The sequence below is a fragment of the Streptomyces sp. NPDC005262 genome, from assembly GCF_042872425.1.
GTDB lineage: Bacteria > Actinomycetota > Actinomycetes > Streptomycetales > Streptomycetaceae > Streptomyces.
Genome location: NZ_JBIAKK010000006.1, coordinates 267201 through 294039 on the forward strand (window position 1 = coordinate 267201; position 26839 = coordinate 294039).

General features: G+C 69.6%; 27 protein-coding genes. 22 read left to right on the forward strand and 5 right to left on the reverse strand.

All coding sequences use genetic code 11. The features are described 5' to 3' along the window. Positions 1 to 12: 12 nt before the first annotated feature. Positions 13 to 1017, reverse strand: coding sequence for a Gfo/Idh/MocA family oxidoreductase (locus ACFYP5_RS18280; protein ID WP_389036714.1), 1005 nt, complete (start codon positions 1015 to 1017; stop codon positions 13 to 15). 295 nt (positions 1018 to 1312) lie between these two features. On the opposite strand from ACFYP5_RS18280, the gene ACFYP5_RS18285 reads away from it, so the two are divergent. Next, on the forward strand, positions 1313 to 2491 hold the full coding sequence (locus tag ACFYP5_RS18285; protein WP_389036716.1) for an N-acetylmuramoyl-L-alanine amidase: 1179 nt from the start codon (positions 1313 to 1315) through the stop codon (positions 2489 to 2491). 101 nt (positions 2492 to 2592) lie between these two features. Here the strand turns inward: ACFYP5_RS18285 and ACFYP5_RS18290 are convergent, their stop codons facing one another. Continuing rightward, positions 2593 to 3012 (reverse strand): PPOX class F420-dependent oxidoreductase, encoded by a 420-nt coding sequence (locus ACFYP5_RS18290; protein WP_389036719.1) that lies wholly within the window; start codon positions 3010 to 3012, stop codon positions 2593 to 2595. A 217-nt stretch (positions 3013 to 3229) separates the two neighbouring features. On the opposite strand from ACFYP5_RS18290, the gene ACFYP5_RS18295 reads away from it, so the two are divergent. From ACFYP5_RS18295 to ACFYP5_RS18345, 11 genes are all read left to right on the forward strand, one after another. Continuing rightward, a complete protein-coding gene (locus tag ACFYP5_RS18295; protein WP_389036722.1) occupies positions 3230 to 3988 on the forward strand; it encodes a GntR family transcriptional regulator in 759 nt (252 codons plus the stop codon). A 95-nt stretch (positions 3989 to 4083) separates the two neighbouring features. Continuing rightward, the gene (locus ACFYP5_RS18300; protein ID WP_389036725.1) at positions 4084 to 5097 is read left to right on the forward strand and encodes a sugar ABC transporter substrate-binding protein; all 1014 of its coding nucleotides are present in this window, start codon (positions 4084 to 4086) and stop codon (positions 5095 to 5097) included. A 194-nt stretch (positions 5098 to 5291) separates the two neighbouring features. Next, positions 5292 to 6275 (forward strand): sugar ABC transporter substrate-binding protein, encoded by a 984-nt coding sequence (locus tag ACFYP5_RS18305; protein WP_389036727.1) that lies wholly within the window; start codon positions 5292 to 5294, stop codon positions 6273 to 6275. Next, positions 6272 to 7327 (forward strand): ABC transporter permease, encoded by a 1056-nt coding sequence (locus ACFYP5_RS18310; RefSeq protein WP_389036730.1) that lies wholly within the window; start codon positions 6272 to 6274, stop codon positions 7325 to 7327. The genes ACFYP5_RS18305 and ACFYP5_RS18310 overlap by 4 nt, the downstream gene beginning before the upstream one ends. Next, complete coding sequence (locus ACFYP5_RS18315) at positions 7294 to 8160, forward strand: ATP-binding cassette domain-containing protein (protein ID WP_389036733.1); 867 nt, start codon at positions 7294 to 7296, stop codon at positions 8158 to 8160. The genes ACFYP5_RS18310 and ACFYP5_RS18315 overlap by 34 nt, the downstream gene beginning before the upstream one ends. Before the next feature lie 135 nt (positions 8161 to 8295). After that, the gene (locus ACFYP5_RS18320) at positions 8296 to 9459 is read left to right on the forward strand and encodes an ROK family glucokinase (protein ID WP_030916796.1); all 1164 of its coding nucleotides are present in this window, start codon (positions 8296 to 8298) and stop codon (positions 9457 to 9459) included. A gap of 12 nt (positions 9460 to 9471) precedes the next feature. Further along, entirely contained in the window at positions 9472 to 10068 is a 597-nt protein-coding gene (locus ACFYP5_RS18325; RefSeq protein WP_389036736.1) for a hypothetical protein, read from the forward strand. A 336-nt stretch (positions 10069 to 10404) separates the two neighbouring features. Further along, positions 10405 to 11667: an alpha/beta fold hydrolase gene (locus ACFYP5_RS18330; protein WP_389037077.1), complete on the forward strand. Its 1263-nt coding sequence runs from the start codon at positions 10405 to 10407 to the stop codon at positions 11665 to 11667. A 13-nt stretch (positions 11668 to 11680) separates the two neighbouring features. Beyond that, the gene (locus tag ACFYP5_RS18335; protein ID WP_389036738.1) at positions 11681 to 12337 is read left to right on the forward strand and encodes an MBL fold metallo-hydrolase; all 657 of its coding nucleotides are present in this window, start codon (positions 11681 to 11683) and stop codon (positions 12335 to 12337) included. A gap of 48 nt (positions 12338 to 12385) precedes the next feature. Next, the gene (locus ACFYP5_RS18340) at positions 12386 to 13165 is read left to right on the forward strand and encodes an exodeoxyribonuclease III (protein WP_389036741.1); all 780 of its coding nucleotides are present in this window, start codon (positions 12386 to 12388) and stop codon (positions 13163 to 13165) included. 74 nt (positions 13166 to 13239) lie between these two features. Further along, on the forward strand, positions 13240 to 13563 hold the full coding sequence (locus tag ACFYP5_RS18345) for a hypothetical protein (RefSeq protein WP_389036744.1): 324 nt from the start codon (positions 13240 to 13242) through the stop codon (positions 13561 to 13563). A gap of 33 nt (positions 13564 to 13596) precedes the next feature. Here the strand turns inward: ACFYP5_RS18345 and ACFYP5_RS18350 are convergent, their stop codons facing one another. Continuing rightward, positions 13597 to 13869, reverse strand: coding sequence for a mycoredoxin (locus tag ACFYP5_RS18350; protein ID WP_030916780.1), 273 nt, complete (start codon positions 13867 to 13869; stop codon positions 13597 to 13599). Positions 13870 to 14156: 287 nt separating this feature from the next. Here ACFYP5_RS18350 and ACFYP5_RS18355 point away from each other — a divergent pair, with 287 nt between their 5' ends. From ACFYP5_RS18355 to ACFYP5_RS18375, 5 genes are all read left to right on the forward strand, one after another. After that, a complete protein-coding gene (locus ACFYP5_RS18355; protein ID WP_389036746.1) occupies positions 14157 to 14597 on the forward strand; it encodes a DUF6278 family protein in 441 nt (146 codons plus the stop codon). A gap of 122 nt (positions 14598 to 14719) precedes the next feature. Further along, positions 14720 to 15463, forward strand: coding sequence for an amino acid ABC transporter ATP-binding protein (locus ACFYP5_RS18360; RefSeq protein WP_389036749.1), 744 nt, complete (start codon positions 14720 to 14722; stop codon positions 15461 to 15463). Between the two features lie 13 nt (positions 15464 to 15476). Beyond that, positions 15477 to 16388, forward strand: a complete 912-nt coding sequence (locus ACFYP5_RS18365; RefSeq protein ID WP_389036752.1) for a glutamate ABC transporter substrate-binding protein — start codon at positions 15477 to 15479, stop codon at positions 16386 to 16388. 16 nt (positions 16389 to 16404) lie between these two features. Continuing rightward, positions 16405 to 17049, forward strand: coding sequence for an amino acid ABC transporter permease (locus tag ACFYP5_RS18370; protein ID WP_030916767.1), 645 nt, complete (start codon positions 16405 to 16407; stop codon positions 17047 to 17049). Next, complete coding sequence (locus ACFYP5_RS18375) at positions 17046 to 17915, forward strand: amino acid ABC transporter permease (RefSeq protein WP_389036756.1); 870 nt, start codon at positions 17046 to 17048, stop codon at positions 17913 to 17915. The genes ACFYP5_RS18370 and ACFYP5_RS18375 overlap by 4 nt, the downstream gene beginning before the upstream one ends. A gap of 58 nt (positions 17916 to 17973) precedes the next feature. Here ACFYP5_RS18375 and ACFYP5_RS18380 read toward each other — a convergent pair whose 3' ends face one another. Together ACFYP5_RS18380 and ACFYP5_RS18385 are read right to left on the reverse strand one after the other, a co-directional pair. After that, positions 17974 to 19569, reverse strand: a complete 1596-nt coding sequence (locus tag ACFYP5_RS18380) for an alpha/beta fold hydrolase (protein ID WP_389036759.1) — start codon at positions 19567 to 19569, stop codon at positions 17974 to 17976. Between the two features lie 169 nt (positions 19570 to 19738). Further along, positions 19739 to 20959 (reverse strand): Ig-like domain-containing protein, encoded by a 1221-nt coding sequence (locus ACFYP5_RS18385; protein WP_389036762.1) that lies wholly within the window; start codon positions 20957 to 20959, stop codon positions 19739 to 19741. Positions 20960 to 21186: 227 nt separating this feature from the next. Here ACFYP5_RS18385 and ACFYP5_RS18390 point away from each other — a divergent pair, with 227 nt between their 5' ends. From ACFYP5_RS18390 to ACFYP5_RS18410, 5 genes are all read left to right on the forward strand, one after another. Then, the gene (locus ACFYP5_RS18390) at positions 21187 to 22359 is read left to right on the forward strand and encodes a lipid II:glycine glycyltransferase FemX (protein ID WP_389036764.1); all 1173 of its coding nucleotides are present in this window, start codon (positions 21187 to 21189) and stop codon (positions 22357 to 22359) included. Then, positions 22356 to 24035, forward strand: a complete 1680-nt coding sequence (murJ, locus tag ACFYP5_RS18395; protein WP_389036766.1) for a murein biosynthesis integral membrane protein MurJ — start codon at positions 22356 to 22358, stop codon at positions 24033 to 24035. Before ACFYP5_RS18390 ends, murJ begins: the two co-directional genes overlap by 4 nt. 99 nt (positions 24036 to 24134) lie before the next feature. Continuing rightward, positions 24135 to 24818, forward strand: a complete 684-nt coding sequence (locus tag ACFYP5_RS18400) for a response regulator (RefSeq protein WP_389036768.1) — start codon at positions 24135 to 24137, stop codon at positions 24816 to 24818. Beyond that, positions 24815 to 26251 (forward strand): ATP-binding protein, encoded by a 1437-nt coding sequence (locus ACFYP5_RS18405; RefSeq protein WP_389036771.1) that lies wholly within the window; start codon positions 24815 to 24817, stop codon positions 26249 to 26251. The genes ACFYP5_RS18400 and ACFYP5_RS18405 overlap by 4 nt, the downstream gene beginning before the upstream one ends. Continuing rightward, a complete protein-coding gene (locus ACFYP5_RS18410; protein WP_389036774.1) occupies positions 26248 to 26778 on the forward strand; it encodes a hypothetical protein in 531 nt (176 codons plus the stop codon). Before ACFYP5_RS18405 ends, ACFYP5_RS18410 begins: the two co-directional genes overlap by 4 nt. The last annotated feature ends 61 nt before the right edge of the window (positions 26779 to 26839 follow it).

The window sequence follows — 26839 nt, forward strand, 5'->3', positions numbered from 1 at the left end:
GGCCGTTCCACCTCAGTCGGCCGGGATCTCCGCCACTGCCACCGGCCGGTGCTCGCGCCGGGACAGCTCGCACGCCTCCGCGATCCGCAGTGCGTGCAGAGCTTCCCGGCCGTCGCACGGGTTGGCCTCCTCGCCCTGCACCACTCGTACGAACGCGTGCAGTTCCGCCTCGTACGCCGGGGCGAACCGCTCCAGGAAGCCCGGCCAGGGCTTGGCCGGGGCGGCGGGGCCCTGTGGTTCCACCGACGTCAGCGGAGTGCGCTCGTCGAGACCGACCGCGATCTGACCGAGCTCGCCCGCCAGCTCCATCCGTACGTCGTACCCGGCGCCGTTGCACCGGGTCGCCGTCGCCGTGGCCAGTGTGGAGTCGTCGAGGGTCAGCAGGGCCGCAGCCGTGTCGACGTCGCCTGCCGCGCGGAACATCGCGGGCCCGGCATCCGAGCCGGTGGCATATACCTCCACCACCTCACGGCCCGTCACCCATCGCAGGATGTCGAAGTCGTGGACCAGACAGTCCCGGAACAGACCGCCGGAGTGAGGCAGATACGCGGCGGGCGGCGGCGCCGGATCGGATGTCACGGCCCGCACGGTGTGCAGCCTGCCCAGCGCTCCGCCCCGCACGGCACTGCGCGCCGCAGCGTACCCGGCGTCGAACCGGCGCATGAAGCCCAGTTGGAGTACGCTCCCGGCCCGCTCGACCTCGCGCAGCGCGTTCAGCGTCCCCACGGGGTCCAGCGCGATCGGCTTCTCGCAGAACGCGGGCAGCCCGGCACGGGCGGCCGTCCCGATCAGCTCCGCGTGCGCCGACGTGGCCGAGGCGATCACGACGGCGTCGACCCCCGCGCGCAGTACTTCGGCCACGGATCCGGCGGCTGCGGCGCCCGTCCGGGCCGCGACCGCAGCTGCCCTTGCCCCGTCGGTGTCCGTCACCACCAGCGTGTCCACCTCGGGGTGGCGGGCCAGCACACCCGCATGGAAGGAACCGATCCGGCCGGTGCCGATGAGTCCGATACGCATGGACCCAACGTGCCGCCCACCGGCTGAGCTGTCAACTATATGTCCTGACAAACGAGAGTGTGTTCGGGCGTCGGAACTCGGGGCGCAGGGCTCCCGGTCGGCTCGCCGTTCAGTGCCCGGCTCTCCGGCGGTGCGGCCCTGTCCGACCGATCTGTCGGCCCGTCAAATCGCCATGGATGCGACGGTTCGAAAAAGGGGCGGTGACTTGGCCGCATTCGCCCCGTCCTGCCCCCGCGGGACTCGTAACGATCTTCAGAAAGTCTGGTACTGCGTGTGTGGGCCACATAATCTCCCGTTGCCGTCGGCAACCGGCGGACGTTTCCGTGAACCCTGGGGGGACTGCATGGCCCTGCGCAAGCACGAAATCGACCGCCGAACGCTGTTCAAGTTCGGGCTGGGGGGAGCGGTCGTGGCGGTCGTCGGCACCGAACTGGCGCTCCCGGCGGCGGCCCAGGCGGCACCCTCGGCGGAATTCCCCTGGATCATCGACTGCGACAGCTGGGGCGCCAGACCGCCGGCCGACACCATCCAGATCACCGGCAACACCACGAACAAGATCATCCTGCATCACATGGCGTTCCCCAACGTCACCGACTACTCGCGCGAGCACGCCGTCCAGCTGGCCAAGGACTGCCAGGACCTGCACATGGACACCAACGGCTGGGCGGACACCGGCCAGCACTTCACCGTGAGCCGTGGCGGCTACGTCCTGGAGGGCCGTCACCGGAGTCTGGAGACCCTGGAAGCCGGGGAGCACCAGGTGACCGCCGCCCACTGTCCCGGCGAGAACGGGAACGCGATCGGGATCGAGAACGAGGGCACCTACATCACGGAGACCCCGCCCGAGGCCCTCCTCGACGCGCTGGTCGACCTGTGCATCGTCGTGTGCCGCAAGTTCGACCTGAACGCCTGGGACATTTTCGGCCACTGGGACTTCCGTGAAACCGACTGCCCGGGCATCGCCTTCTACGCACAGTTCCCGATGGTCCGCTCGCGCGTCCTGAAGTCACTGGGCACGCCGGCCGGCGCGATACCGGAGCGCCGGTGGCCGGACATCTGGCGGTTCGTCGGCGGCCCCGTCGTCAAGGTGGCGCAGTACCTGCTCGCCGACCTCGGATACGGACTGGCCGCCGACGGCGTCTTCGGCCAGGACACGATCTCGGTCGTGAACGACTTCCAGGCGAGGAACGGCATACCGGTCGACCCGGACTGCACCTTCGACCTTGCCACCTGGGAGGCGCTCGTCCCCACCCTCGAGAAGCACGCCACCGGGCTGCCCGTCGTGGCGCTGCAGGAGATGCTGGTCCGCAAGGGGTACGCGGATGCCGAACCGACGGGCACGTACGACCACGAGACCATGAAGGCCGTCCAGGACCTGCAGCGGCTCCATGGGCTCACTCCCAACGGCAAGGTCGGGAAGAGCACGTGGTGCGCCGTCGTCGGCGGCTCGGTACGGCAGGCGTTCCAGGTCTGAACCGGTCCGCGGCAGCCGACCGGCACGTGTGCGAAGGCCCGCAGCCCTGCGGGCCTTCGCTTCCCCGGCCGGCTGTGGCGGGTCGGTACCCCGGCGGGTGGTCAGCCCGGTTGGCTGTTGTCCTTCAAGGTGCCCCAGCCGTGCCAGCGTTCGATCTCGATCCAGGCACTCACCCGGTCGCGGTCCCGCGTGGGGTAATCGGTGCCCATGTACTGACGGGCCAGCCTGTCGATGTCGGCCAGGCCCTCGTCCGGGCGTGTCTCGGCGACGCGGCCGATGATGCTGATGTGCGTGTACCAGCCCGCCTCGTCCAGCACGGTGAGACTGACGCGCGGGTCGTGGCGGATGTGCTCCAGCCGCTTGCGGCCCTCGTCCATGTTCACCAGTACCCGGCCGTCGTCCCAGAGGTACCAGGTCGGGGTGGACACCGGCTGGCCGTCCGCGCGGAGCGTGGTGATGACGGCAGGGTTCGCCTTCTTCAGCATGGTCACGGCTTCGTCCGGCAACGGTGGCTTGGACATCTGCTCTCCCTCACATCGACCCGTCGTACAGCACCGGTGGTGCGCCCCCTGGGCGCCCCATCCGCAGACTACGATCACCCCGCCCAGGGCGCTCGCCGAGCCGCCCGCGATCGGGTGGGCCCGGCCGCATCGCATCTCCTGACAGAGTTGTCAGGACAACTGGACAACGGGACGACCTGACTACCGGTGATCCTGACATGAGGGCTACGCTCCTGCCGTGCCCAAACCCGTCGCCGACCCCGCCGCCCTCGAACTCGGTGTGGACCGCAGCAGCCCGGTCCCGCTCTATTACCAGCTGTCCCAGCAGCTGGAAGCGGCCATCGAACAGGGCCGCCTCGCCCCGGGCAGTCTCCTCGGCAACGAGATCGAGCTCGCGGCCCGGCTCGGCCTGTCGCGACCCACCGTCCGCCAGGCCATCCAGTCGCTCGTCGACAAGGGTCTGATGGTCCGACGCCGCGGGGTGGGCACCCAGGTCGTCCACAGCCAGGTCAAGAGACCCCTCGAACTGAGCAGCCTGTACGACGATCTCGAGGCGGCCGGCCAGCGCCCCGCCACCCGCGTCCTGTGCAACCGGATCGAGCCCGCCACTGCCAGGATCGCCGCCGCCCTCGGCGTCCCGGAAGGCACCGACGTCCACCTCGTGGAGCGGCTGCGGTCCGCGCACGACGAACCGATGGCCCTGCTGCGCAACCACGTGCCGGCCGGCCTGGTCGACCTGGGTACCGAACGGCTGGAGGCCACCGGTCTCTACCGGATCATGCGGGCCGCCGGTATCACCCTGCGCAGCGCGCGCCAGAACGTCGGCGCCCGCCTCGCCACGGCCGAGGAGGCCGCCCAGCTCGCCGAGCCCGAGGGTGCGCCGCTGCTGACGATGGAGCGCACCACGTACGACGACACCGGGCGGGCGGTCGAATTCGCCTCCCATGTCTACCGGGCCTCGCGCTACGCCTTCGACTTCCAGCTCCTCGTACGCTGACGAGCCGCTCCGGAGGCCCCGTTGACGACGCCGACGCACCCCGCTAGAACACCCCAAGCCGCACTCGGGCGGCCGGGAGAGAAGGCGGACCCACCATGCGTACCCCTCGCAAGGCAGCAACCGTGATCGCCATATGCACCATCGGCCTCGCGCTCACCGCCGTGGCCGGATGCAGCAGCTCCGGCGGCAAGAGCTCGGAGGACAAGCCCGGGAGCGGCAGCGGGCAGGGTGTCAAAGGCGTCTCCACACCCCGGATGAAGATCGCCATGGTCACGCACGCGGGGGAGGGCGACACCTTCTGGGACATCGTGCGCAGCGGTGCGAAGCAAGCCGCGGCCAAGGACAACGTCGAGTTCCTCTACTCCGCCGACAAGGAGGGCAAGGAGCAGGCCCAGCTCGTCCAGGCCGCCATCGACCAGAAGGTCGACGGCATCGTCGTCACGCTCGCCAAACCGGAAGCCGTCAAGGCGGTCGTCGCCAAGGCGGTGAAGGCCGGCATCCCCGTCGTCACGATCAACTCGGGCGCGCAGTTCTCCGCGGAGGTCGGCGCGCTCAGCCACATCGGGCAGGACGAGAAGGTCGCAGGTGAGGCCGTCGGTGAGGAACTCAACAAGCGCGGCCGCAAGAAGGCCGTCTGCGTCATCCACGAACAGGGCAATGTGTCGCTCGAGGAGCGGTGCGCCGGGGTGAAGAAGACCTTCAAGGGCTCGGTCGAGAACCTCAACGTCGAGGGCACCAACATGCCCGCCTCCACCTCCTCGATCGAGGCGAAGCTCCAGGCCGATCAGGGCATCGACACGATCGTCACCCTCGGCGCGCCGTTCGCCGCCGCCTCCGTCAAGGCCAAGGACGGCTCCGGCTCCAAGGCCGAGGTCGACACATTCGATCTGAACGCCGAGGTCGTCAAACGACTCAAGGCGTCGGAGGTCGGCTTCGCCGTCGACCAGCAGCCCTACCTCCAGGGCTATCTCGCCGTCGACGAACTGTGGCTCAACAAGACGAACGGCAACGTCATCGGCGGCGGCAAGCCGGTGCTCACCGGCCCGGCGATCGTCACCGCCGACGACGTCCCGCAGCTGGAGGAGTACACCGCGCGCGGCACCCGATGACCGCCGTACGCGCGACCGCGCGCACCCCCTTCCGACGCACGCGTCCCGCCCCTGCCGGGCAGCGCCGACTCGCCCTCGGGGATACTTGGCCAGCCGGACCGGGAGGCAACACCCCCGGGCGGCACCAAGCACTACAGCGAGCAGCACAAGAAGGGCACGGCGTCGTGGCAAGGGTTCGGACAGGGGTACGTGCGATGGGCGCCGTGCTTGCGGCGGTGCTCGGGGCCTCCCTCGTGGGATGCAGCAGCACCGGTGGCAAGCGGGCGGAGGAGCGCGCGGCCCGGGCCGCCGCCGAGGGCCGGGCCGCAGTGAACACACCCCGCTGGACCTTCGCCATGGTCACCCACTCGGGCGACGGCGACACCTTCTGGGACATCGTCCAGCGGGGCGCCGAGCAGGCGGCCGTCAAGGACAACATCAAGTTCCTGTACTCGCACAACGACGAGGCGCAGCAGCAGGCCCAGCTCGTCCAGGCCGCGATCGACCAGAAGGTCGACGGCCTGATCGTCTCGCTCGCCAAGCCCGACGCGATGAAGGACGTCGTCGCCAAGGCCACCAGGGCCGGGATCCCGGTGATCACGGTCAACTCGGGCTCCGCGGAGTCCAAGGCGTTCGGCGCGCTCACCCACATCGGCCAGGACGAGTCCATCGCAGGCGAGGCGGTTGGCGACGAGCTCAACGCGCGCGGCCGGAAGAAGGCCCTGTGCATCCTGCACGAGCAGGGCAACGTCGGCCATGAGCAGCGCTGCGCCGGGGCGAAGAAGGCGTTCGACGGGCAGATGCAGAACCTGTACGTCGAGGGCACCAACATGCCCGACGTCCAGGCGTCCATCGAGGCGAAGCTGCAGGCGGACAAGAGCATCGACGCGGTCGTCACGCTCGGCGCGCCGTTCGCGGACGCCGCCGTGAAGGCGAAGCGGACCGCGGGCTCCAAGGCCGAGATCGACACGTTCGACCTGAACGCGAAGGTCGCCACCGCACTGCAGGACAAGACCCTGGGCTTCGCCGTCGACCAGCAGCCGTACCTCCAGGGGTACGAGGCCGTCGACCTGCTCTGGCTCTACCGCTACAACCGCAACGTGCTCGGTGGCGGGCGCCCCGTCCTCACCGGCCCGCAGATCATCACCTCGAAGGACGCCGCCGAGCTGGCGGAGTACACGAAGCGGGGGACCCGATGACCACGACGGAACAACCACCGGCCCCGGCGGCCGGGTCCGACGAGCGGCTGCTGCACACCTCGGCGCTGCGCAGGCTGCTCGGCCGCCCCGAACTCGGTTCGGTCGTGGGCGCCGCGGCCGTCTTCATCTTCTTCTCGATCGTCGCCGACAGCTTCCTGCGCGCCTCCAGTTTCGGCACGGTGCTGTACGCGGCATCCACCATCGGGATCATGGCGGCGCCGGTGGCGCTGCTGATGATCGGCGGTGAGTTCGACCTTTCGGCCGGTGTCCTGGTCACCAGCTCCGCGCTGGTCTCGTCGATGTTCAGCTACCAGATGACGGCCAATATCTGGGTCGGCGTCCTCGTGTCGCTGCTGGTGACCCTGGCGGTCGGCGCGTTCAACGGATTCATGCTGACCCGTACCAAACTGCCGAGTTTCATCATCACGCTCGGTACGTTCCTGATGCTGACCGGTCTCAATCTCGGCTTCACCAAGCTGATCAGCGGAACCGTGTCGACGAAGTCCATCGCCGACATGGAGGGCTTCGACTCGGCCCGCAAGGTCTTCGCCTCGCAGTGGACCGTCGGCGGGGTCGAGCTCAAGGTCACCATTCTCTGGTGGGCGGTGCTCGTCGCGATCGCCACCTGGATCCTGCTCCGTACCCGTTTCGGCAACTGGATCTTCGCGGTCGGCGGCGAGGCCGACGCGGCTCGCGCCGTCGGTGTCCCGGTGATCCGCACCAAGGTCGGTCTCTACCTCGGCGTCGCCTTCGCCGCCTGGATCTCCGGGCAGCACCTGCTGTTCTCGTTCGACGTGGTGCAGTCCGGCGAGGGCGTCGGCAACGAGCTGACGTACATCATCGCGGCCGTCATCGGCGGCTGCCTGATCACCGGCGGCTACGGTTCCGCCATCGGCTCGGCGATCGGCGCCTTCATCTTCGGCATGACCAGCAAGGGCATCGTGTACGCGGAGTGGAACCCGGACTGGTTCAAGTTCTTCCTCGGAGCCATGCTGCTCCTGGCCACCCTGCTCAACGCATGGGTACGCAAGCGCGCGGAGGCGACGAAATGACGACCGCGGCCCCCCGGGCGCTGATCGAGCTGGACCACGTCAGCAAGTTCTACGGGAACATCAAGGCCCTCCAGGACGTCTCGCTGGAGGTCCACGCGGGTGAGATCTCCTGCGTCCTCGGCGACAACGGCGCCGGCAAGTCCACCCTCATCAAGATCATCGCAGGGCTGCACCGGCACGACGCAGGCCGGTTCCTCGTCGACGGCGAGGAGACCGCTCTGGCCAACCCGCGCGAGGCCCTCGACCGGGGCATCGCCACGGTCTACCAGGACCTGGCCGTCGTTCCGCTGATGCCGGTCTGGCGAAACTTCTTCCTCGGCTCCGAGCCGACGACGGGTGTCGGCCCGTTCAAGCGGCTCGACGTCCGGACGATGCGTGAGACGACCCGCTCCGAGCTGCTGCGCATGGGCATCGACCTGCGCGACGTCGACCAGCCGATCGGCACCCTGTCCGGCGGCGAACGCCAGTGCGTCGCCATCGCGCGGGCCGTCTACTTCGGCGCCAAGGTGCTCGTCCTGGACGAGCCCACCGCGGCGCTCGGCGTCAAGCAGTCCGGGGTCGTGCTGAAGTACGTGGCGGCCGCCCGGGACGCCGGGCTCGGCGTGGTTCTCATCACGCACAACCCGCACCACGCTTATCTGGTCGGCGACCGGTTCGTGCTGCTCAAGCGGGGCGCCATGTCAGGCAGCCACACCAAGGACTCCATCACCCTGGACGAGCTGACCCGCCAGATGGCCGGTGGCAGTGAGCTCGAGGAGCTCAGCCACGAGCTCGAACGGGCCCCCTCGCCGACCCACCTGGGCGGCCATCCGGTCACCGGCGACACCCCGTAGGAGAGGGCGCGGACGGGGCGCCGTGGACCCCGACCGCCCGCCCCGACGCTCCGGCAGTGGCAGAATCGAGCCCGACGGGCGCCGCCCGCCGCCGGGAGCTGGCACCACCCGGTCCCCCCAGACAATGCAGGGACGATGAGCACGTACCGCGACTTCACACACCGCGGCTCCGCCCGCGCAACCGTCCTGCGGACCGTCGGCACCCGCGAGCGGCGCTCGCACCTCACGGCGCCCCGGGTACCCACCGTCGGCATCGACATCGGGGGTACGAAGGTGATGGCCGGCGTCGTCGACGCCGACGGGAACATCCTGGAGCAGCTGCGCACCGAGACGCCGGACAAGTCCAAGAGTCCCAAGGTCGTCGAGGACACCATCGTCGAGCTGGTCCTCGACCTCTCCGACCGGCACGACGTGCACGCCGTCGGTATCGGCGCGGCGGGCTGGGTCGACGCCGACCGCTCCAAGGTGCTGTTCGCCCCGCACCTCGCCTGGCGCGACGAACCCCTGCGCGACGCCCTCGCCTCCCGCCTGGTCGTCCCCGTCATGGTGGACAACGACGCGAACACCGCGGCGTGGGCGGAGTGGCGGTTCGGCGCGGGCCGCGGCGAGGACCATCTCGTCATGATCACGCTCGGTACCGGCATCGGCGGCGCGATTCTGGAGGACGGTCAGGTCAAGCGCGGCAAGTACGGTGTCGCCGGTGAGTTCGGCCACATGCAGGTGGTGCCCGGCGGGCACCGCTGTCCGTGCGGCAACCGCGGCTGCTGGGAGCAGTACAGCTCCGGCAACGCCCTCGTCCGCGAGGCCAGGGAACTGGCCGCCGCCGACTCGCCCGTGGCCCACGGCATCATCGAGCGGGTCAAGGGGAACATCCCCGAGATCACCGGGCCGCTCATCACCGAACTGGCCCGCGAGGGCGATGCGATGTGCATCGAGCTCCTCCAGGACATCGGCCAGTGGCTCGGTGTCGGCATCGCCAATCTGGCCGCCGCGCTCGACCCTTCCTGCTTCGTCATCGGTGGCGGTGTCAGCGCTGCCGACGACCTGCTGATCGGTCCCGCCAGGGATGCCTTCAAGCGACACCTCACCGGCCGTGGCTACCGCCCCGAGGCCCGGATCGCGAAGGCGGAGCTGGGCCCGGAGGCAGGTATGGTCGGCGCCGCGGACCTGGCCCGGCTGGTCGCCCGCCGGTTCCGCCGCACCAACCGCCGTCGTGTCGAGCGGTACGAGCGGTACGCGCAGATCTACGACCAGGCCGCGAGCACCATCCGGTCGACCCGCAACACCCGCACCTCCTAGGGGCCCCAGAACATGACCACAGCGGAACATCCCGTCCTGCCGCGCCAGTCCTCGCCGCCCGACGAGGGCGGCGGACGGCCCCCGGAGGGCCGGCGCCGGATGATCCGGCGACGCCTGATCACGGCGACCATCATCGTCCTGCTGATCGGCGTCCCGGCCGGCTATCTGCTGATCTCCGCCGGCCAGAGCCGCCGCTCCGGGCAGGACAAGGAGGCCGAGGCCTCCGCGCAGGGGCTCCGCGAGGGCTGGCCGTCCCGGATGCAGCGCCGGATCTTCGAGGTGCCGATCCCCGGCGACGCGGTGGACGTCCAGTACTACGAGACGAACAACTGGAAGGCCAGCCGGATGTACGCGCAGTTCCGTACGTCGTCCGCCGGTCTCGACCGCTTCCTGTCCCGTCTGGGCTCCGGCCGCGCGGCCCTGACCGAGGGCGACGTCACCGTCGGCGCCCGCGACACCAAGATCGCGGGCTGGTACTTCGGCCAGGGCGTCGACTGGGCGGGCACCACCCACACCAACAAGGACCCGCGCCCCACCCAGGACATCACCGTCGACATGACCGATCCGGCATCTCCTGTCGTATATGTCGTCTCTGCGGCGACCCCCTGACCGGAGGCCGACCGACGGCTCACTAACCTGGAGCAAGTGAGCGATGTGAGTGAGACGAACACCCCGCAGTCCCCGCAGTCCTTCCCGGGCACGCAGTCCGCACCTGTGGCGCAGCAGTTCCAGGGCCCGCCGACGCTGGAGCCGTTCCTGGGACCGCAGGCAGCGCAGCCCGGACACACCCTGCAGCCGGTGCCGCCGATATCGGCCGCGCAGACCGGGCAGGTGCCGCTGCAGCCGTCGCACGCACAGCCGGTGCAGCCCGCCCGGCCCATGCCCCCGCAGCCGGTGCCCGCCGCCCAGCCACGGCCGGTCCCGCAGGGCTCCCGCGCGCTGCCGATGCACACCCTGCAGTACCGGTTCGACGGCCCGCAGGACGCCCCCGTCCTCGTCATCGGTCCCTCGCTCGGAACCACCTGGCACATGTGGGACCGCCAGATACCGGAACTCTCCCAGCACTGGCGGGTCTTCCGTTTCGATCTGCCCGGCCACGGCGGTGCCCCGGCCCACCCCGCCACCGCCGTCGGTGAACTGTCCGACCGGCTGCTGGCCACCCTCGACAGCCTCGGGGTCCAGCGCTTCGGGTACGCCGGCTGCTCCATCGGCGGCGCGATCGGCGCCGACCTCGCACTGCGCCACCCGCACCGGGTCGCCGCGCTGGCCCTGGTCGCCGCCTCGCCCCGGTTCGGCAGCGCGGACGAGTTCCGCCAGCGCGGCGTGATCGTCCGCACCAACGGCCTGGAGCCGATGGCCCGCAGCGCACCGGACCAGTGGTTCACCCCCGGCTTCGCCGCCGCCCAGCCCGCCATCGTCGAGTGGGCCGTCCAGATGGTCCGCACCACCGACCCCGGCTGCTACATCGCGGCCTGCGAAGCACTCGCCGCCTTCGACATCCGCCCCGAACTCGGCCGCATCAGCGTCCCGACCCTCGTCCTGGTCGGCGCCGAGGACCATGTCACCGGGCCGGCCGAGGCCCGCACCCTGGTCGCGGGCATCCCTGACGCCCGGCTCGCCCTCGTCCCCGGCGCCTCGCACCTCGCCCCCGTCGAGCAGCCCGGAGCCGTCACCGATCTGCTCCTCACCCACTTCTCCACCAGCTGGCAGGACACCCTCGCCGCAATCCCCGTACCGGGCACCGGCCCCACACTCTCCGCCCCCGTCCTGCCCATCGCGGAGATCGCCGCCGCCACGACCGCGCCCGGCGGTGCGGCCTCCGGCCGCCCGGACCCGTACGACCCGGGGATGAAGGTCCGCCGCGAAGTGCTCGGCGACGCCCACGTCGACCGGGTCATGGCCGCGTCCGACGACTTCACCGGCGAGTTCCAGGAGCTCGTGACGCGCTACGCCTGGGGCGAGACCTGGACCCGGGAGGGCCTGGACCGCCGTACCCGCAGCTGCGTCACGCTCACCGCACTGGTCACTTCCGGCCATCTGGAGGGCCTCGCCCCGCACATCCGGGCCGCCCTGCGCAACGGGCTGACCCCCGCCGAGATCAAGGAAGTGCTGCTGCAGACCGCCGTGTACTGCGGCATACCGGGCGCGGGCGCAGCCTTCACCATCGCCCAGTCGGTGATTCAGGAAGAAACCACGCCCCGGCCGTAGCAGGATGAGCTCCATGAACGCTGCGAACCCTGTGCACCTGACCCTGACGAAGAAGTCGCACTCCTGCATCCGGCTGGAGAAAGACGGGCGCACGCTCGTCATCGACCCGGGCGGCTTCTCGGAGCAGGACGCGGCACTCGGTGCCGACGCGATGCTCGTGACCCACGAGCACGCCGACCACTTCGACGAGGGCCGGCTGCGGGCCGGTCTGGAGGCGAACCCGGCCGCGGAGATCTGGACCCTGCGCAGCGTCGCGGAACAGCTCTCCGCGGCCTTCCCCGGCCGGGTGCACACCGTCGGTCACGGCGACACGTTCACGGCCGCGGGATTCGACGTGCAGGTGCACGGCGAACTGCACGCGGTGATCCACCCCGACATCCCGCGGGTCACCAACATCGGCTTCCTGGTGGACGGTTCGCTCTTCCACCCGGGGGACGCGCTCACCGTCCCCGACCACCCCGTCGACACGCTGATGCTCCCGGTGATGGCCCCCTGGAACAAGATCTCCGAGGTCATCGACTACGTGCGCGAGGTCAAACCGCGCCGGGCGATCGACATCCACGACGCGCTGCTCACCGATCTCGCCCGCCCGATCTACGACCGGCAGATCGGCAGCCTCGGCGGCGCCGACCACGGCCGGCTGACCCCCGGGGACTCGACCGGCCTGTGACCGGCGCCGGTCCTTCGACTGTCAGTGGGAGCCGCTAGGTTTACGTACATGCGCATCGCCACGTGGAACGTCAATTCGATCACCGCCCGCCTCCCGCGGCTGCTGGCCTGGCTGGAGAGCACCGGCACGGACGTGCTGTGCATCCAGGAGACCAAGTGCACGGCCGAGCAGTTCCCGGCGGAGGCTCTGCGCGAGCTCGGCTACGAGTCCGCGGTCAACGCCACGGGCCGCTGGAACGGGGTCGCGCTGGTCTCCCGGGCCGGCCTGTCCGACGTCGTCATGGGGCTGCCCGACGGCCCCGACTACGACGGCGTGCAGGAGCCCCGGGCCATCTCCGCGACCTGCGGCCCGGTCCGCGTCTGGTCGGTGTACGTGCCGAACGGCCGCGAGATCGAGCACCCGCACTACGCGTACAAGCTGCGCTGGTTCGAGGCCCTGCAGAAGGCGGTGGCCGCGGACGCCGCGGGTTCGCAGCCGTTCGCGGTGCTGGGCGATTTCAACGTGGCCCCGACCGATGAGGACGTCTGGGACCCGGCCCTGTTCGTGGGTGCCACCCACGTCACCCCCGCCGAGCGCGCCGCCCTCGCCGCGCTGCGCCAGGAGGGCCTGTCGGACGTCATGCCGCGCCCGCTCAAGTACGACCGCCCGTACACCTTCTGGGACTACCGCGAGCTGCGCTTCCCGAAGAACAAGGGGATGCGGATCGACCTGGTCTACGGCAACGCCCCGTTCACGGTGGCGGTCAAGGACAGCTACGTGGACCGCGAGGAGCGCAAGGGCAAGGGCGCGTCCGACCACGCGCCGGTGGTCGTCGACCTGGAGCTGTGAACCGTCGGCCGGTGACGAACGGCCTGGTCCTGGCGCAGAATGGCCCCCTGATCATGCGAAGTCCTGGGGGGACCATGCGCATCCATACCCGCACCGCCGCAGCCGTCACCGGCGTTTCCGCCCTGCTCCTCGTCCTCACCGGCTGCGGCGACGAGCCCGTCAAGGCCGATCCGAAGGCCTGCAGGGCCGTCATGGAGAAGCGGTTCGTGGAGAACACCGCCGACGGCACCGCCCCGTCGGAGTGCAAGGGCATCGACGACAAGGTCCTGGCCGGCTTCGTCGAGGAGATCTTCAACGCCCATATCGACGAGGCCACAAGAGAGGCCGCCAAGGACCTGGAGGACGAGCCGGGCGGTATGAAGGTGACGGTCGGCGGCCCGCCCTCGCCCCGCACCTGACCGCGCCACCCGGCATGATCGGAACCAGGGGACCTACGACGCCTCCAGGTGCGGCGCGTGGGTCCGGACGGCGGCCAGCACCTGCCGCTTGGACGGGTTGACCATCGAGTGGCCGGCCACGGACACCGTCGGCACGGTCTCGTTCCCGTCGGCGACCGAGCGGACGAATGCCGCTGCCTCGGGATCCCGCCAGATGTTCACCTCGGTGTAGGTGAGGCGGCTGAACCGCAGCCGCAGCCGCAGCTTCATGCAGTACGGGCAGCCGGGCCGCCAGTAGACGACCATGCCGTCGTGGTCCTCGGCCATGCGGGTCCCCCGTTCGCGTAGGCGTGGGGTGGATCCTAACCGGCCCGGCCCGAGCCCGGGCGGGCGGCGCTGCCGGCGGTCGCCGCTACGGTGGTTCCTGTCGTCGTCCCCTTTGCCGGCTGCTTGCGAAGACGCGGACCGCGCCCCGCCTGTTCAGCGCCGGGCGGGGCGCGCGGATGGCGCGTGCGGCGGCGCGCGGGCCGGGTGTGCGCGCCGGATTCAGTCCTCGAACGACAGGCCGCGCGCCCTGTGGTGCGTATCCCGGCCGGGATGCGACCCTGAGTGGTATGAACATCCCTTTCTTGGACAACTGGCTTAAGCGGCACGACGGTACGCGCGGGGCGGGCCTCGCGGCCGCCGTCGAGGTCGACCCGGAGGGCGTTGCCGAGCTGCTCGCCGAGTGTGAGCTGCTGCGTGTCCGAGTGGGGCAGCGCGGACTGGAACTCGACGACACCCCGGCCTCCTTGACCGCGCTCGATCAGCTGCCACCACGCTGGCGCGACGACCCCGAGGAGCTGCCCTGGCTGGGCAACGACGCCGGGCTGTATCTCGGCACCGTTCTCGTGCGCAATGTCCCGGGCGCTGCCTGGCACATCTGGCCGAGTGGGCAGCCCGTGGTGCGGCTCGCCTCCGGGCGGGAGATCGATGTCGTCGAGGCGGGGCTCGACTGGGCGATGACCGGCAGCCCCGAGCTCTCGCAGGTGTACGCGGAGTCAGCCGAAGGGTAATCGATCACCAAAACCAAATAAAACGCCTTATGCCCTATTTATGCGTGTCGGGAGCGAAGTCCCTTATCGCGATGGATAGTTTGCGCTGACCTCGACACAGCGATAAGTGGGTAGGGCAGCGTATGGCCGTCGATCCGTTGATCGAGCTGCGGGACGTCAATAAGTACTACGGAGCGTTGCACGTACTGCAGGACATCAATCTCACCGTCGGCCGCGGGGAGGTGGTGGTGGTCATCGGCCCCTCCGGCTCCGGTAAATCAACGCTCTGCCGGACCATCAACAGGCTCGAGACGATCGAGTCGGGTCATATCGCGATCGACGGCAGACCCCTCCCGGAGGAAGGGAAGGGGCTCGCGCAGCTGCGCGCCGAAGTCGGCATGGTCTTCCAGTCGTTCAATCTCTTCGCACACAAGACCGTGCTGGCCAACGTCTCGCTCTCCCAGCTCAAGGTCCGTAAACGCAAGAAGGACGAAGCCGACGCGCGGTCGCGGGAGCTCCTGGAGCGGGTCGGGCTCGCCTCGCAGGCCGACAAGTATCCCGCCCAGCTCTCCGGCGGTCAGCAGCAGCGGGTGGCCATCGCCCGCGCACTGGCCATGGACCCCAAGGCCCTCCTCTTCGACGAGCCGACCTCGGCGCTCGACCCGGAGATGATCAACGAGGTGCTCGAGGTCATGCAGCAGCTCGCCAGGGATGGCATGACCATGGTCGTCGTCACGCACGAGATGGGGTTCGCCAGATCCGCCGCCAACCGCGTGGTCTTCATGGCGGACGGCCGCATCGTCGAGGACCGCACCCCGGAGGCGTTCTTCACCGCCCCGGAGAGCGACCGTGCCAAGGACTTCCTGTCCAAGATCCTCAAGCACTGACGGGAGGCCCCAGTTGCGTACGAGAAAAGTTCTGGCCGCCTGCGCGGGGCTCCTGCTGGCCGTCCTTGCGGTCGGCTGCGGCAAGGAGGGCAGCCCTCCGGTGAAGGGGCCGAAGGTCGCGCAGCTGCCCGTGTACAAGGTCGACACCAGCTTCCGGCTGCCCGAGTCGAAAACATGGACGAAGGCGAAGAAGCGTGGCTACCTCAGGGTCGGGGCCAAGGAGGACCAGCCGTACCTGGGGGAGAAGGACCCGGCCACCGGCCTCTACTCCGGTTTCGACATCGAGATCGCCAAAATGATGGCCGCCTCGCTCGGCTTCGACCCGAAGACGATCCGCTTCAGGACGATCGCCTCGGCCAACCGCGAGACGGCGCTGCAGAACGGTCAGATCGACTACTACGTCGGCACCTACACCATCAACGAGATGCGCAAGAAGCTCGTCGGCTTCGCCGGGCCGTACTTCATGGCCGGGCAGTCGCTGCTCGTCCGCACGGACGAGCACGACATCAACGGACCGCAGGACCTGGCCGGCAGAACGGTCTGCTCGGCGGCCGGATCGACCCCGTACCAGCGGATCGCGGCCGACTACCCGAAGGCGATCCTGGTCTCCTACGACACGTACTCGATCTGTGTCGACAACCTGCTGACCTACCAGGTCGACGCCGTCACCACCGACGACGCCATCCTGCTGGGCTTCGCCGCCAAGGCACCCAAGGAGCTGAAGGTGGTCGGCAAGCCGTTCTCCGAGGAGCCGTACGGCATCGGGGTACCGCGCAGCGACAACGCCCTGCGGTTCGCGCTCAACGACGCCCTTGAGGCCAACGAGAAGAACGGCAACTGGAAGAAGGCGTTCGAGGCCACCCTCGGCCTCTCCGGAGTGCCCGCACCGACTCCGCCGCCCATCGACCGCTACCCGGCGACCTGAGGGGACGGGCCACACCGTGGACGTACTGACAGAGAACTTCTCGACCTACGCCGAAGGCTTCCTCGGCACCCTCGAACTCACCGTCTTCGCCTCGATCCTGGCGCTGGTGCTCGGCTTCGTGATGGCCTCGTTCCGGGTGGCGCCCGTCGGCTCGCTCCGGGTGTTCGGCACCGTCTGGGTGATGGTGCTCCGCAACACCCCGCTGACGCTGCTCTTCTTCGCGGTACTCCTCGGCCTGCCGCGCTTCGGCCTGGTCCTGCCGTTCAAGGTCTTCGCGGTCCTCGCGCTCGGCTGCTACACCTCCGCGTTCATCTGCGAGGCGCTGCGCTCCGGCATCAACACCGTGCCACGGGGGCAGGGCGAAGCCGCCCGCAGCCTCGGTATGACCTTCGGGCAGACGCTGGGCTCCGTGGTGCTGCCGCAGGCGTTCCGCTCGGTGATCCCGCCGGTCGGCTCGACGCTCATCGCCCTCGCCAAGAACTCTGCGATCGCCGGCGCGTTCAGCGTCATCGAACTGCTCGGCACCTACAAGACACTCAACGAGCTGGGCTACAACATCATCTGGACCTTCGTCTGGATCGCCGTCGGCTACCTGATCATCACTCTGTCCATCAGTGCGCTCTTCAATGTGATGGAGAAGCGCTGGGGAGTCGCCCGATGACCACCCACGCCCCCGAAGTCACCGCGCTCTACGACATCCCGGGTCCGGTCACGCGCAAACGCCACCGGGTGTACGGGATCGTCGCCACGGTCGTGATTCTCGCCCTGGTCGGCTGGGTCATCTATCTGCTCTTCGCCACCGAGCAGTTCACCAGCGCCAAGTGGACACCCTTCGTGTACAAGGGCATCCAGGAACTGCTGCTGCGCGGTCTCGGCAACACGCTGAAGGCGTTCGCGTACGCCGCGGTGCTCTCGCTGGCACTAGGGGCTGTCCTGGCCGTCGGGCGGCTCTCCGAACACCGGCCGGTGCGCTGGCTCGCCACGCTCCTCGTCGAGTTCTTCCGGGCCATGCCCGTTCTGGTGATGATCTTCTTCATCTTCGTGGCGCTCAAGGTGCAGCCGCTGCCCGCGCTGGTCGCCGGACTGACGCTGTACAACGGCTCGGTGCTCGCCGAGGTGTTCCGCACCGGCATCAACTCGGTGGACCGTGGCCAGCGCGAGGCCGCGTACGCCCTCGGCATGCGCAAGACGCAGGTGATGACCTTCGTGCTGGCACCGCAGGCGGTGCGCGCCATGCTGCCCGCCATCATCAGCCAGCTGGTGGTGGCGCTGAAGGACACCTCGCTCGGATTCTTGATCACGTACGAGGAGTTCCTCCACGCCGGCAAACTCATCGCGTCCAACCTCGACTACGATCTTCCCTTCATCCCCGTGGTGATGGTGATCTCGCCGATCTACATCGGGATGTGCATGCTGCTCTCCTGGCTCGCCACCTGGGTGGCCAGGCGGGAGCGGCGCAACCCGAAGACCAAGGCGGTGGAAGTCGCACCGGCCGAACCAGAAACGCTGCTGCCGGGAGTGCAGTAGCCGAGACCGGCCGTACAGCGGTCTGGAGGAGCGGTGCCCGCCCGGCAGCAGCCGGTGATCACTTCTCGCGCAACGGAACGGACAGGTACGAGGGGTCCGTGTCCGGCGAGGAGAAGGTCAGCTGTGAGCCGGCCGGGTTGTGCTCGATATAGAGCGGGTCGACCGTGTCGACGACCAGGGCAAGTCGGTGACCGGCCGGAAGGTCGTAGGCCGTGGAGAACAACTCCAGGTCCACGCCGAACGGCCGCCCCGGCGTCTGTCCGTGGAAGGTATAGGGGGCGTTACTGACCAGCTTGCCGAGGCCGAGCGGCCCTTCGTCGTAGAGATAGGCGACGAGGGTGCCGCTCTCCTTGTTGCCGGTGACCGTGGTGTGGAGCTTCGCGGTGCCGCGGATGTGCTGTGCCGAGCCGTATCGCTCGGACTGCCAGACACCCGCGAAGGTGCGTGGCAGCAGGGGAATCGAGGCGATCGGAGGCAGCTTCACGAACTGGTCGAGGGCGTTCGACAGCATCACGATGCCGCCATCGGCGCCCGAGTCGACGTTCGTGTAGATCTTCTTCGTACCGCTCAGCGCGATCCGCCTCCGGTCGGCACCGACCGACTTCCAGTCCGGGTAGCCCTCGTAGCCGCTGTCCGTACGGGACTTGAGCTGGACCGGCTGTTCCTGATCGATGCCGTTGCGCTCGCCCTTGAGGTAGCGGTCGAACCAGCGGTGGGCGTCGGTCCAGGTGTCGTTGGGCAGGCCGAGCAGACCGGTGGCTTCGGCGGTGGCGTGGTCGCCGGGGCGGAACTCCAGGCGCTTGGGGCCGTTGAGCTTCTCGTAGAACGAGGCGTACTGATTGGGTGGGAAGATGGTGTCGCCCCACGCGTTGCCCATCATGACGGCGGCGCCGTTGGCGTTGATCCCGTCCAGATACGTGACGGGGGAGCGCTTCTTCCCCCAGGCGATCATGTCCGGTTCCTTGGCCAGGTCGGACCCCAGGAAGTCGGCGAGCGTCGTGTTCAGTTCGTCGCTCGGGCGACCGGTGAGCAGGCCGGCCCCGCCGAGCAGGGCGGCGGCCTGAAGGTGCTGGGTACGGCCGCTGTAGATGGAGTCGATGAGGTCGGCCCAACCGCTCAGCGCGACCACGGCCTTGATCCGCTTGTCGTGGCCTGCGGCGAGCAGGCTGATGCCCGCTCCGTACGACACGCCGCCCATGCCGATGCGCTGCGGGTCGGCAGGGGTGTGGGCGAGGGCCCAGTCGATGACGGCGGAGACATCGGCGATGTCCGGCGGCCCGGCGACTTCGATCCTCCCGCCGGAGAGCCAGAAGCCACGTGAGGTGTAACTGACCACCACATAGCCGGAGTCGGCCAATTGCTGTGCCTGCGCGAGATACTCGATCTGCGGTGTCGCCCAGCTGGAGGGCAGCACGATCAGCGGGTGCCTGTCGCCCGGCTCCGCGCCGGCGGGGGTGAAGACATTGCCCTTGAGTGTGATCCCGCCGGAGCCGGGGATGTCGTAGAACTTCAGGCTCGGGGCCGACGCCGTCGCGGGTGCGGCGACGGGCCGGGCGACGGCCGCCGGAGCCGCGACGAGGGTGGCTCCGGCGATCAGGACGGCGGCGGTTCCGATGGATGCGGTGGTGCGCAGAGCTGGGTACGGACGTCCCACGGGTCACTCCTCACGCGAGTCGGTGCAAAGTGACCCGACGGTAACCCTGACCATTTACCGTTGGTAACTCCCCGGTAAGTTTCGTGAGCGTAACGATTGTTGGACGCGGTGTCAGCGGTGATGCGAGGTCAGGACGGCGGGGGACCCAGAGGTGTCGCGGACTCGCGGATCAGTCGAGGGCGCTCTTCGCCTGCCAGTCGGACCAGGACACATTCCACGCCCCATAGCCGTTGCCCTCCGCGACCGTGCCCTTGGCGTCCGCGCCGGTGATCTCGAACGGGTCGCCGACCTGGGCCTTCCGGTACAGCTCCGCGGCGTTCGCGTCGCTCATCCCCACACAGCCGGAACTGTGGTTGGCGACCCCGAAGTACGCGGCGTTCCACGGCGCGGCATGGGCGTACATCCCCGACCAGGTCAGCCGCATCGACGAGTCGACCATCTTGTCGTACGCGTCGCCCAGGCCGACCGTCTCGGAGCGCATGTTGATCGTGCCTTCCTTCGACATCAGGACGGCCGTGCCCCGCCAGGACGCCTTGTCCCCGCCCGGGGTGCCCGCGGACATGGGCACGTCCATGATCGTCTGTCCGTCCCGGCGCAGCGCCAGCCGGTGCCGGTCGAGATCGACCTTGACCACCTGGTTGCGGCCAATCGTGAACGTCGTCGCGTAGTCGCGTACGAACCAGCCGCCGGCCGGCCCGGAGTCGATGCCGTTGAGATCCGCGTCGAGCGTGACACGCGTCCCGGACTTCCAGTACTCCTTGGGCCGCCAGTCGACCCTGTCCTTGCCGGAGTAGTCCTGGAGCCAGCCCCAGGAGCCCTCGGTGTTGTTCGAGGTGGTGACCTTCAGCCCCCTCTCGACCGCGGCCTTGTCCTTCACCGGGTTGTCGAAGACGATCGACAGCGGCTGGGCGATGCCGACCGTGGTGTTCTTGCCGGGGGCGAGCGTCAGCTTGTTGACCTTGTCGGCCGCGGCGGTCGAGAACCCCGCGCGGTCGGTGCCGCCCCGGGTGTCCGTGGCCTCGACGCTGTACTCGGTTCCGGGAGCGGCGACCCGGTCCGACGTCCAGGTCCGGCCGTCGCCGGATATCCGGCCGCTGAGCGCGTCACCCTGGGCGGCGGTCACCTTCACCGTCTTCAGCTTCCCGTCGGCCAGCGTCACCGTCACCGGCTTGCCCGCGGCGGCCTTCGTGCCCTGGAGGTTCACCGTGATCGTGGTGTCCGGGGCCTCGGCGCTTCCGGCTCCCCGGCCGGGCTTCGAGTCCGATGCGGCGGCGCCTCCGGAGCAGGCGGTCAGGGCGGTACCGAGAACCGCCGTGCCGGCGATCAGGGCCAGCCGGGCCGGGCGGGCGAGTGACGTGGTGCGGTGTACGTGCCGGTGTGCAGAGATCAACGGAAAAACCTCCAGGGACGCGCTTCTCTTCGACGGAGAGGCATGCAGCAGACCTTAGGTTCGGTAATTCCCCGGAAAGCCGTGGATTCCCTTGTATGACAAGGACCGCAGCGCAACGGTCATCGTCCGGTCACATGCGCCGCGCGGATCCGTCACGGTCCGCTGTGAGCATCCTGTGCAGGCCGCCGAGCCGATCGGCCGGGCGGGAACAGGGGAGGGCCACGGACATGTCAGCGCTGCTCGCGACCGGTGACCGCAGAGGCGAACGGGGCCTACGGATACGCAGTCTCACCGCTGCGGAGCACCTGGCCTGTGTGACCGCGCGTGCCGCGGCGAGTTTTCTGCAGTATCCGTCCTGGGCCGGGGTGAAGGACCAATGGAAATCGGAAATGGTCGGATGGCACGGCGACAGCGGTGAATTGCACGGCAGTGCTCTGGTGCTCTACCGGCAATTCCCCGGTACCCGCAAATACTTCGCCTATCTGCCGGAAGGCCCGGTGGCCGACTGGGCCGATCCCGAGATCGACCGCTGGCTGCAACCCTTGATGGCCCATCTGCGCAAGGCGGGCGCCTTCGCCGTACGGATCGGCCCCTCGCCGGCGTACCGCCGCTGGGACACCGCCCGGCTCAAGGCCGCCACCGGGCCCAGCCGAAAGGTTCGCGATGTGCTGGCCACCGAGGTGGACCCGCTCGGCACGGCTGTCGCCGAACGGCTCCGGGCGCGTGGCTGGCAGCGTTGCGGCGGGGACGGCGACGCGGGCGATGACGCGGACGCCCAGCCGCGCTACGTCTTCCAGGTGCCGCTCGCCGGACGCACCCCCGACGACCTGTGGGCGGGGCTCAACCAGGAGTGGCGCCGCAACATCCGCAAGGCGGACAAGTGCGGCGTCCGGATCGTCGTCGGCGGGGCGGCCGAACTGCCGGCCTTCCACCGGCTGCTGCGGATCACCGAGGAGCGCGACGGATTCCGGCTCGGCCGCTCCCTCGCGTACTACCAGCAGCAGTACGCGGTACTCAACGCCGAGGAGCCCGGCCGGATGCAGCTCTACCTCGCCGTTCACGAGGGTGAGATCCTCGCCGCGCACACCATGATCTCCACCGGACGGCGGGTCTGGTACCAGACCGGAGCGTCCGCCGACCACCGTCGCGAGGTCCGCCCCAGCAACGCCCTCCAGTGGCGGATGATGCGCGATGCGCTGGACCTGGGCGCCGAGGTCTACGACATGCGCGGGGTACCCTCCACCCTCGACCCCGACGACCGCCCCTTCGGACTGCTGCGCTGGAAGCTCGGCACCGGCGGACAGGTCGTCGAGACCCTCGGAGAGTGGGAGACATCGGTGGGCGGAACCGCCAACAACGCGCTGTACCGCGCGTTCCATGCCTACCTGGCACGACGGTGACCGCCACCGAGGCGGCCGGCGGGGCCGCACACGATGTGCACGACAAGGCGTCCGAGAGCCCGGGCTCGGTGTTGCGCAGTGGCGCCGTCATGGCGGCCGGCTCCGTCGTCTCGCGGGTCACCGGCTTCATACGCTCGGCGGTCGTCGTCGCCGCGCTCGGCACCGGACTCCAGGCCGACGGGTACGCGGTCGCCAACACCGTCCCCAACATCCTCTACATGCTCCTCATCGGCGGCGCCCTCAACGCGGTGTTCGTCCCCGAGCTGATCCGGGCCGCCAGGGAACACGCCGACGGCGGCGCCGCGTACACCGACCGGCTGCTCACCGCCTGTGCGGTCGGCCTCGTCGCCCTCACCGGGCTCGCTGTCGCCGGCGCGCCGCTGATCGTCGCTGTCTACACCCCCTACTCGGGTGAGCGGGCGCAGCTCACGATCGCGCTGGCCCGCTACTGCCTGCCGCAGATCCTCTTCTACGGGCTGTTCACGCTCCTCGGTCAAGTGCTGAATTCCCGTAACCGGTTCGGCGCGATGATGTGGACCCCGGTCCTCAACAACCTTGTGATCATTGCCGTGTTCGGGCTGTATCTGGGCGTCGCGGCAGGCTCCGACACCACGCTGACCTCCGCGCATGCCCAGTTGCTGGGGTGGGGGACGACGGCCGGGATCGCCGTGCAGACGCTGGCCCTGGTGCCCGCGCTGCGGGCCGCGAAGTTCCGCTGGAGGCCCCGGTTCGACTGGCGGGGGAGCGGACTCACCCGGCCGCTGCGATCGGCCGGCTGGCTCGTGATGCTGGTACTGACGAACCAGGTCGCCTACTGGGTGGTGACCCGGCTCTCCACCCTCACCGGGCAGCACGCCGTGGAGCAGGGCGTGGCAGGCGGCGTGGGCTATACCGCGTACAGCTACGCCTACCAGCTGTGGGTGGTGCCGCAGGGCATCGTGACCGTCTCGCTGGTCACGGCACTGATGCCGCGGATGAGCCGGGCGGCGGCCGAGGGCGATCTCGCCGGGGTGCGTCGCGATGTCTCGTACGCGCTGCGGACGACGGCCGCGGTGGTGGTGCCCGCAGCGGGTGCGCTGTTCGCGCTCGCGCCGTGGGTGATGGGAGCCGTGTTCGGCTACGGACGTACCGGTGCCGCGGACATCACGGTGATGGCGGGGATGATGATGGCGTTCGCGCCGGGACTGATCGCGTTCTCCGGGCAGTACGTGCTGTCCCGGGGGTTCTACGCGATGGGCGACACCCGTACGCCGTTCCTGCTGAACCTGGTGATCGCGGGGTTCAACGCGGGGCTGTCCGGTGTCGCGTATCTGCTGCTGCCCGCGCGGTGGGCGGTGACGGGGATGGCCGCGGCGTATTCGGTGGCGCTGTTCGCGGGGTTCGCGGTGACCGGGTATGTACTGCATCGCAGGGTGTCGGGCGGATCCGGCGAGCGGCGGCCTGCGCTGTGGCGGTCGTCAGGGCTGTGGGCGCACGTGCGGCTGGTGGTGGGGTGCGTGCCCGCTGGGGCGCTCGGTTACGGGGTGGCCCGCGCATGCGACGGGTCCGGGGACGTGGTGGCGGCGGCGGCGGGGGTGATGGTGCTTCTGGGGGTGGTCGGGGCGCTGGCCCGGCCGCTGCGGCTCGCCGAGGTCAGTGCCGTGCTGGCTGCGGGACGGGGCCGGCTGCGGCGTTAGCGGGAGCCTGGGCCGGCCGGTGGCCGTTCTGTCCTTGATGATGCCGGACGGCTCGGCTGCGCCGGTCGGCTCGAAAGCGATTGTTGGGATACTGGTGCCATGCCGCGTGTTCTCTTGATCGAAGACGACCCCTCCGTACGCGAAGGGGTCGAGCTCGGGCTGCGAAGGCGCGGGCATGAGCTCCGGGCCGTGGAGACAGGGGAGGCGGGACTCGGTGCGCTGGCGGATTTCCGGCCCGATCTCGTCCTCCTCGACCTGATGCTGCCCGGCATGAACGGCGTCCAGGTCTGCCGTCGGATACGGGAGTCCAGCCAGCTGCCGATCATCATGCTGACCGCCCGCGGAGACGACTTCGACGTGGTCGTCGGGCTGGAGGCCGGCGCGGACGACTACATCGTCAAGCCGGCCCGAACCGAAGTGATCGAGGCCAGGATCCGGGCGGTGCTGCGACGGCTCGCCGAACCCGCCGGGCGCAGCGGTATCGAGTTCTACGGCGAACTGGCCGTGGACCGCGCCGGGCTGTCCGTCGCCAAGGCGGGGGAGCGGATCCTGCTCGCCCCGTCCGAACTGAAGCTGCTGCTGCATCTTTCGGCCTCTCCCGAGCAGGTCTTCAGCAGGCAGCAGCTGCTCGAGTACGTCTGGGAGCACAGCTATCACGGCGACGCGCGCCTGGTCGACGCATGTGTACGGCGATTGCGGCAGAAGATCGAGGATGTGGCGGGCAGTCCCCGGTACATCCAGACCGTCCGCGGTTTCGGCTACCGGTTCGGACCGCTCGTATGAAGCTTCTCGGCGCCCGGTTCGGTCTGCGGACCCGTCTCATATCGGCGTTTCTTCTGGTCGCGGCGATCAGCGCGATCACCACTGCGACACTGACCTACCGCGAGGCCCGGTCGGCGATCCTTCAGCAGACACAGGACACCGCGGTCGCCCAGTTCCGCGACCGGGTCACCGCGCAGCCGGTGAGTCTCCCGCTGGACGCGGCCCAGCTGCAGCAGGTGTGCCAGACCCTCGCCCGGGAAGGCAAGCCGCACACCTGGTTCGTCTTCGCCGAATATGCGGACCTGCGGGTCTCGTCGTCGGACCGGTCCACCTCGAACGTGATCACACCCGAACTTCGTGCCGCTGCCCGCACCGACGAGCACGCCTCGTTCCAGCGGGTCGTCAAGAACGGTGAGCCCTGGCTGACGATCGGGATGCCGGCCATGTTCGACCGGGGCTACGGCCCGCAGCGCACCGGGCTCGTCGTGTTCGCGGTGATGCCGCTCCACCCCGAGGAGGCCAATGTCAACGCCATGGTCACCGCGGCCCGCGACGGCGCCCTGCCCGCCCTTCTCATCGCGCTGGTGCCGGCCCTGCTGGCCGCCCGCAGTGTGCTGCGCCCGGTCCGTGACCTGCGCCGGGCCGCCGCCGGGATCGGACGTGGCGAGCTCGACACCCGTATCGAGGTGAAGGGTTCCGACGAACTCGCCGAACTGGCATGGACGTTCAACGAGTCGTCCACCAAGCTCCAGCAGTCCGTGGAGGAGCTCCAACGGGCGGAGGCACGGGCCCGGCGCTTCGCCTCCGACGTCTCGCACGAGCTGCGAACCCCGCTCGCGGGGATGCTTGCCGTCACCGAAGTCCTCGACGAGGATGCCGCCCATCTGAACGCCGACACCGCGGCGGCCGTCCGGCTGATCAGTGCGGAGACGGGGAAGCTGGCCACACTCGTCGAGGACCTGATGGAGATCTCCCGCTTCGACGCGAAGGCGGCGGGCCTGCATCTCGACGAGGTCGACGTCGGCGAGACGATCCGCAAGACGCTGCAGGCCAGACGCTGGGAGGGGCAGGTCGCCACCGAACTCCCGGGCGGGGTGAGGGGGGTGCTCGACCCGCCCCGCTTCGATGTGATCGTCGCCAACCTGGTCGGCAACGCCCTGCGGCACGGCGCGGAGCCCGTCCGGGTACGGCTGCGGACCGAGCGGCGGGACGGGAAGGACTGGCTGGTGACGGAGGTCGAGGACAGCGGCCCAGGGATCGACCCGGCCGTTCTGCCGCACATCTTCGACCGGTTCTACAAGGCCGACGAGGCGCGGACCCGGTCGGCGGGCAGCGGGCTCGGACTGGCTATCACGCAGGAGAACGTAAGGTTGCACGGCGGCACCGTCGACGGCGCCAACAGGCCGGGCGGCGGTGCTGTGTTCACGGTCGAGCTTCCGCTGGAGGGGGCATGAGGCGAGGGCGGGTCCTCGGCACTCTGCTGCCCTTCGTGCTGCTGGCAACCGGGTGCGGCATCCGGTCCACGGACGTGGTCGAGGTCGGCGACGCGGCAACCGTGGAGGTGGCCGCCCCGGCCGCCCGGCAGAGCACGGTGCTGTACTTCATCTCGCCGTCGTCCCCGGGCGGACTGCTCCCCGTCATACGGCGGGTCGACACGCCGTCGGCCAACGCGTCCTCGGGAACAGGGGATGACGGGCCGAGCCGCGGCAAGCAGCTCTCCATGCTGTTCAACGGTCCTTCACCGGCGGAGAGGAGGGCCGGCCTGCGAACCGAACTCCCCATGATCAGTGACCGGGTGACCGTGACGACGGGCAAGGAGGGGGTACGGGTCCGGCTCGCTTCCGCCGTCAACCAGCTTTCCGAACTCGCCCGGCAGCAGCTGATCTGCACCGTCGCGTACGAGCGTGGCGCCCAGCAGGGCATGACGGTGACGGTGCTCGGAACCGATGGAACCATCGGGCCGGCCCGCTGCTCCGTCTGATCGCCGGGCCACCCCCGCGCAAGGGTGCGGAAGCGGGGGCGGCCGGACGGGCGCGGCCCGG

Excerpts from the sequence above, each read along its gene's own strand:
- ACFYP5_RS18280 (WP_389036714.1), bottom strand. The coding sequence starts at position 1,017 with ATGCGTATCGGACTCATCGGCACCGGCCGGATCGGTTCCTTCCATGCG.
- ACFYP5_RS18290 (WP_389036719.1), bottom strand. The coding sequence starts at position 3,012 with ATGTCCAAGCCACCGTTGCCGGACGAAGCCGTGACCATGCTGAAGAAG.
- ACFYP5_RS18300 (WP_389036725.1), top strand. The coding sequence starts at position 4,084 with ATGCGTACCCCTCGCAAGGCAGCAACCGTGATCGCCATATGCACCATC.
- ACFYP5_RS18305 (WP_389036727.1), top strand. The coding sequence starts at position 5,292 with ATGGGCGCCGTGCTTGCGGCGGTGCTCGGGGCCTCCCTCGTGGGATGC.
- ACFYP5_RS18310 (WP_389036730.1), top strand. The coding sequence starts at position 6,272 with ATGACCACGACGGAACAACCACCGGCCCCGGCGGCCGGGTCCGACGAG.
- ACFYP5_RS18315 (WP_389036733.1), top strand. The coding sequence starts at position 7,294 with ATGGGTACGCAAGCGCGCGGAGGCGACGAAATGACGACCGCGGCCCCC.
- ACFYP5_RS18320 (WP_030916796.1), top strand. The coding sequence starts at position 8,296 with ATGAGCACGTACCGCGACTTCACACACCGCGGCTCCGCCCGCGCAACC.
- ACFYP5_RS18325 (WP_389036736.1), top strand. The coding sequence starts at position 9,472 with ATGACCACAGCGGAACATCCCGTCCTGCCGCGCCAGTCCTCGCCGCCC.
- ACFYP5_RS18330 (WP_389037077.1), top strand. The coding sequence starts at position 10,405 with ATGCACACCCTGCAGTACCGGTTCGACGGCCCGCAGGACGCCCCCGTC.
- ACFYP5_RS18335 (WP_389036738.1), top strand. The coding sequence starts at position 11,681 with ATGAACGCTGCGAACCCTGTGCACCTGACCCTGACGAAGAAGTCGCAC.
- ACFYP5_RS18340 (WP_389036741.1), top strand. The coding sequence starts at position 12,386 with ATGCGCATCGCCACGTGGAACGTCAATTCGATCACCGCCCGCCTCCCG.
- ACFYP5_RS18345 (WP_389036744.1), top strand. The coding sequence starts at position 13,240 with ATGCGCATCCATACCCGCACCGCCGCAGCCGTCACCGGCGTTTCCGCC.
- ACFYP5_RS18350 (WP_030916780.1), bottom strand. The coding sequence starts at position 13,869 with ATGGCCGAGGACCACGACGGCATGGTCGTCTACTGGCGGCCCGGCTGC.
- ACFYP5_RS18355 (WP_389036746.1), top strand. The coding sequence starts at position 14,157 with ATGAACATCCCTTTCTTGGACAACTGGCTTAAGCGGCACGACGGTACG.
- ACFYP5_RS18360 (WP_389036749.1), top strand. The coding sequence starts at position 14,720 with ATGGCCGTCGATCCGTTGATCGAGCTGCGGGACGTCAATAAGTACTAC.
- ACFYP5_RS18375 (WP_389036756.1), top strand. The coding sequence starts at position 17,046 with ATGACCACCCACGCCCCCGAAGTCACCGCGCTCTACGACATCCCGGGT.
- ACFYP5_RS18390 (WP_389036764.1), top strand. The coding sequence starts at position 21,187 with ATGTCAGCGCTGCTCGCGACCGGTGACCGCAGAGGCGAACGGGGCCTA.
- ACFYP5_RS18400 (WP_389036768.1), top strand. The coding sequence starts at position 24,135 with ATGCCGCGTGTTCTCTTGATCGAAGACGACCCCTCCGTACGCGAAGGG.
- ACFYP5_RS18405 (WP_389036771.1), top strand. The coding sequence starts at position 24,815 with ATGAAGCTTCTCGGCGCCCGGTTCGGTCTGCGGACCCGTCTCATATCG.
- ACFYP5_RS18410 (WP_389036774.1), top strand. The coding sequence starts at position 26,248 with ATGAGGCGAGGGCGGGTCCTCGGCACTCTGCTGCCCTTCGTGCTGCTG.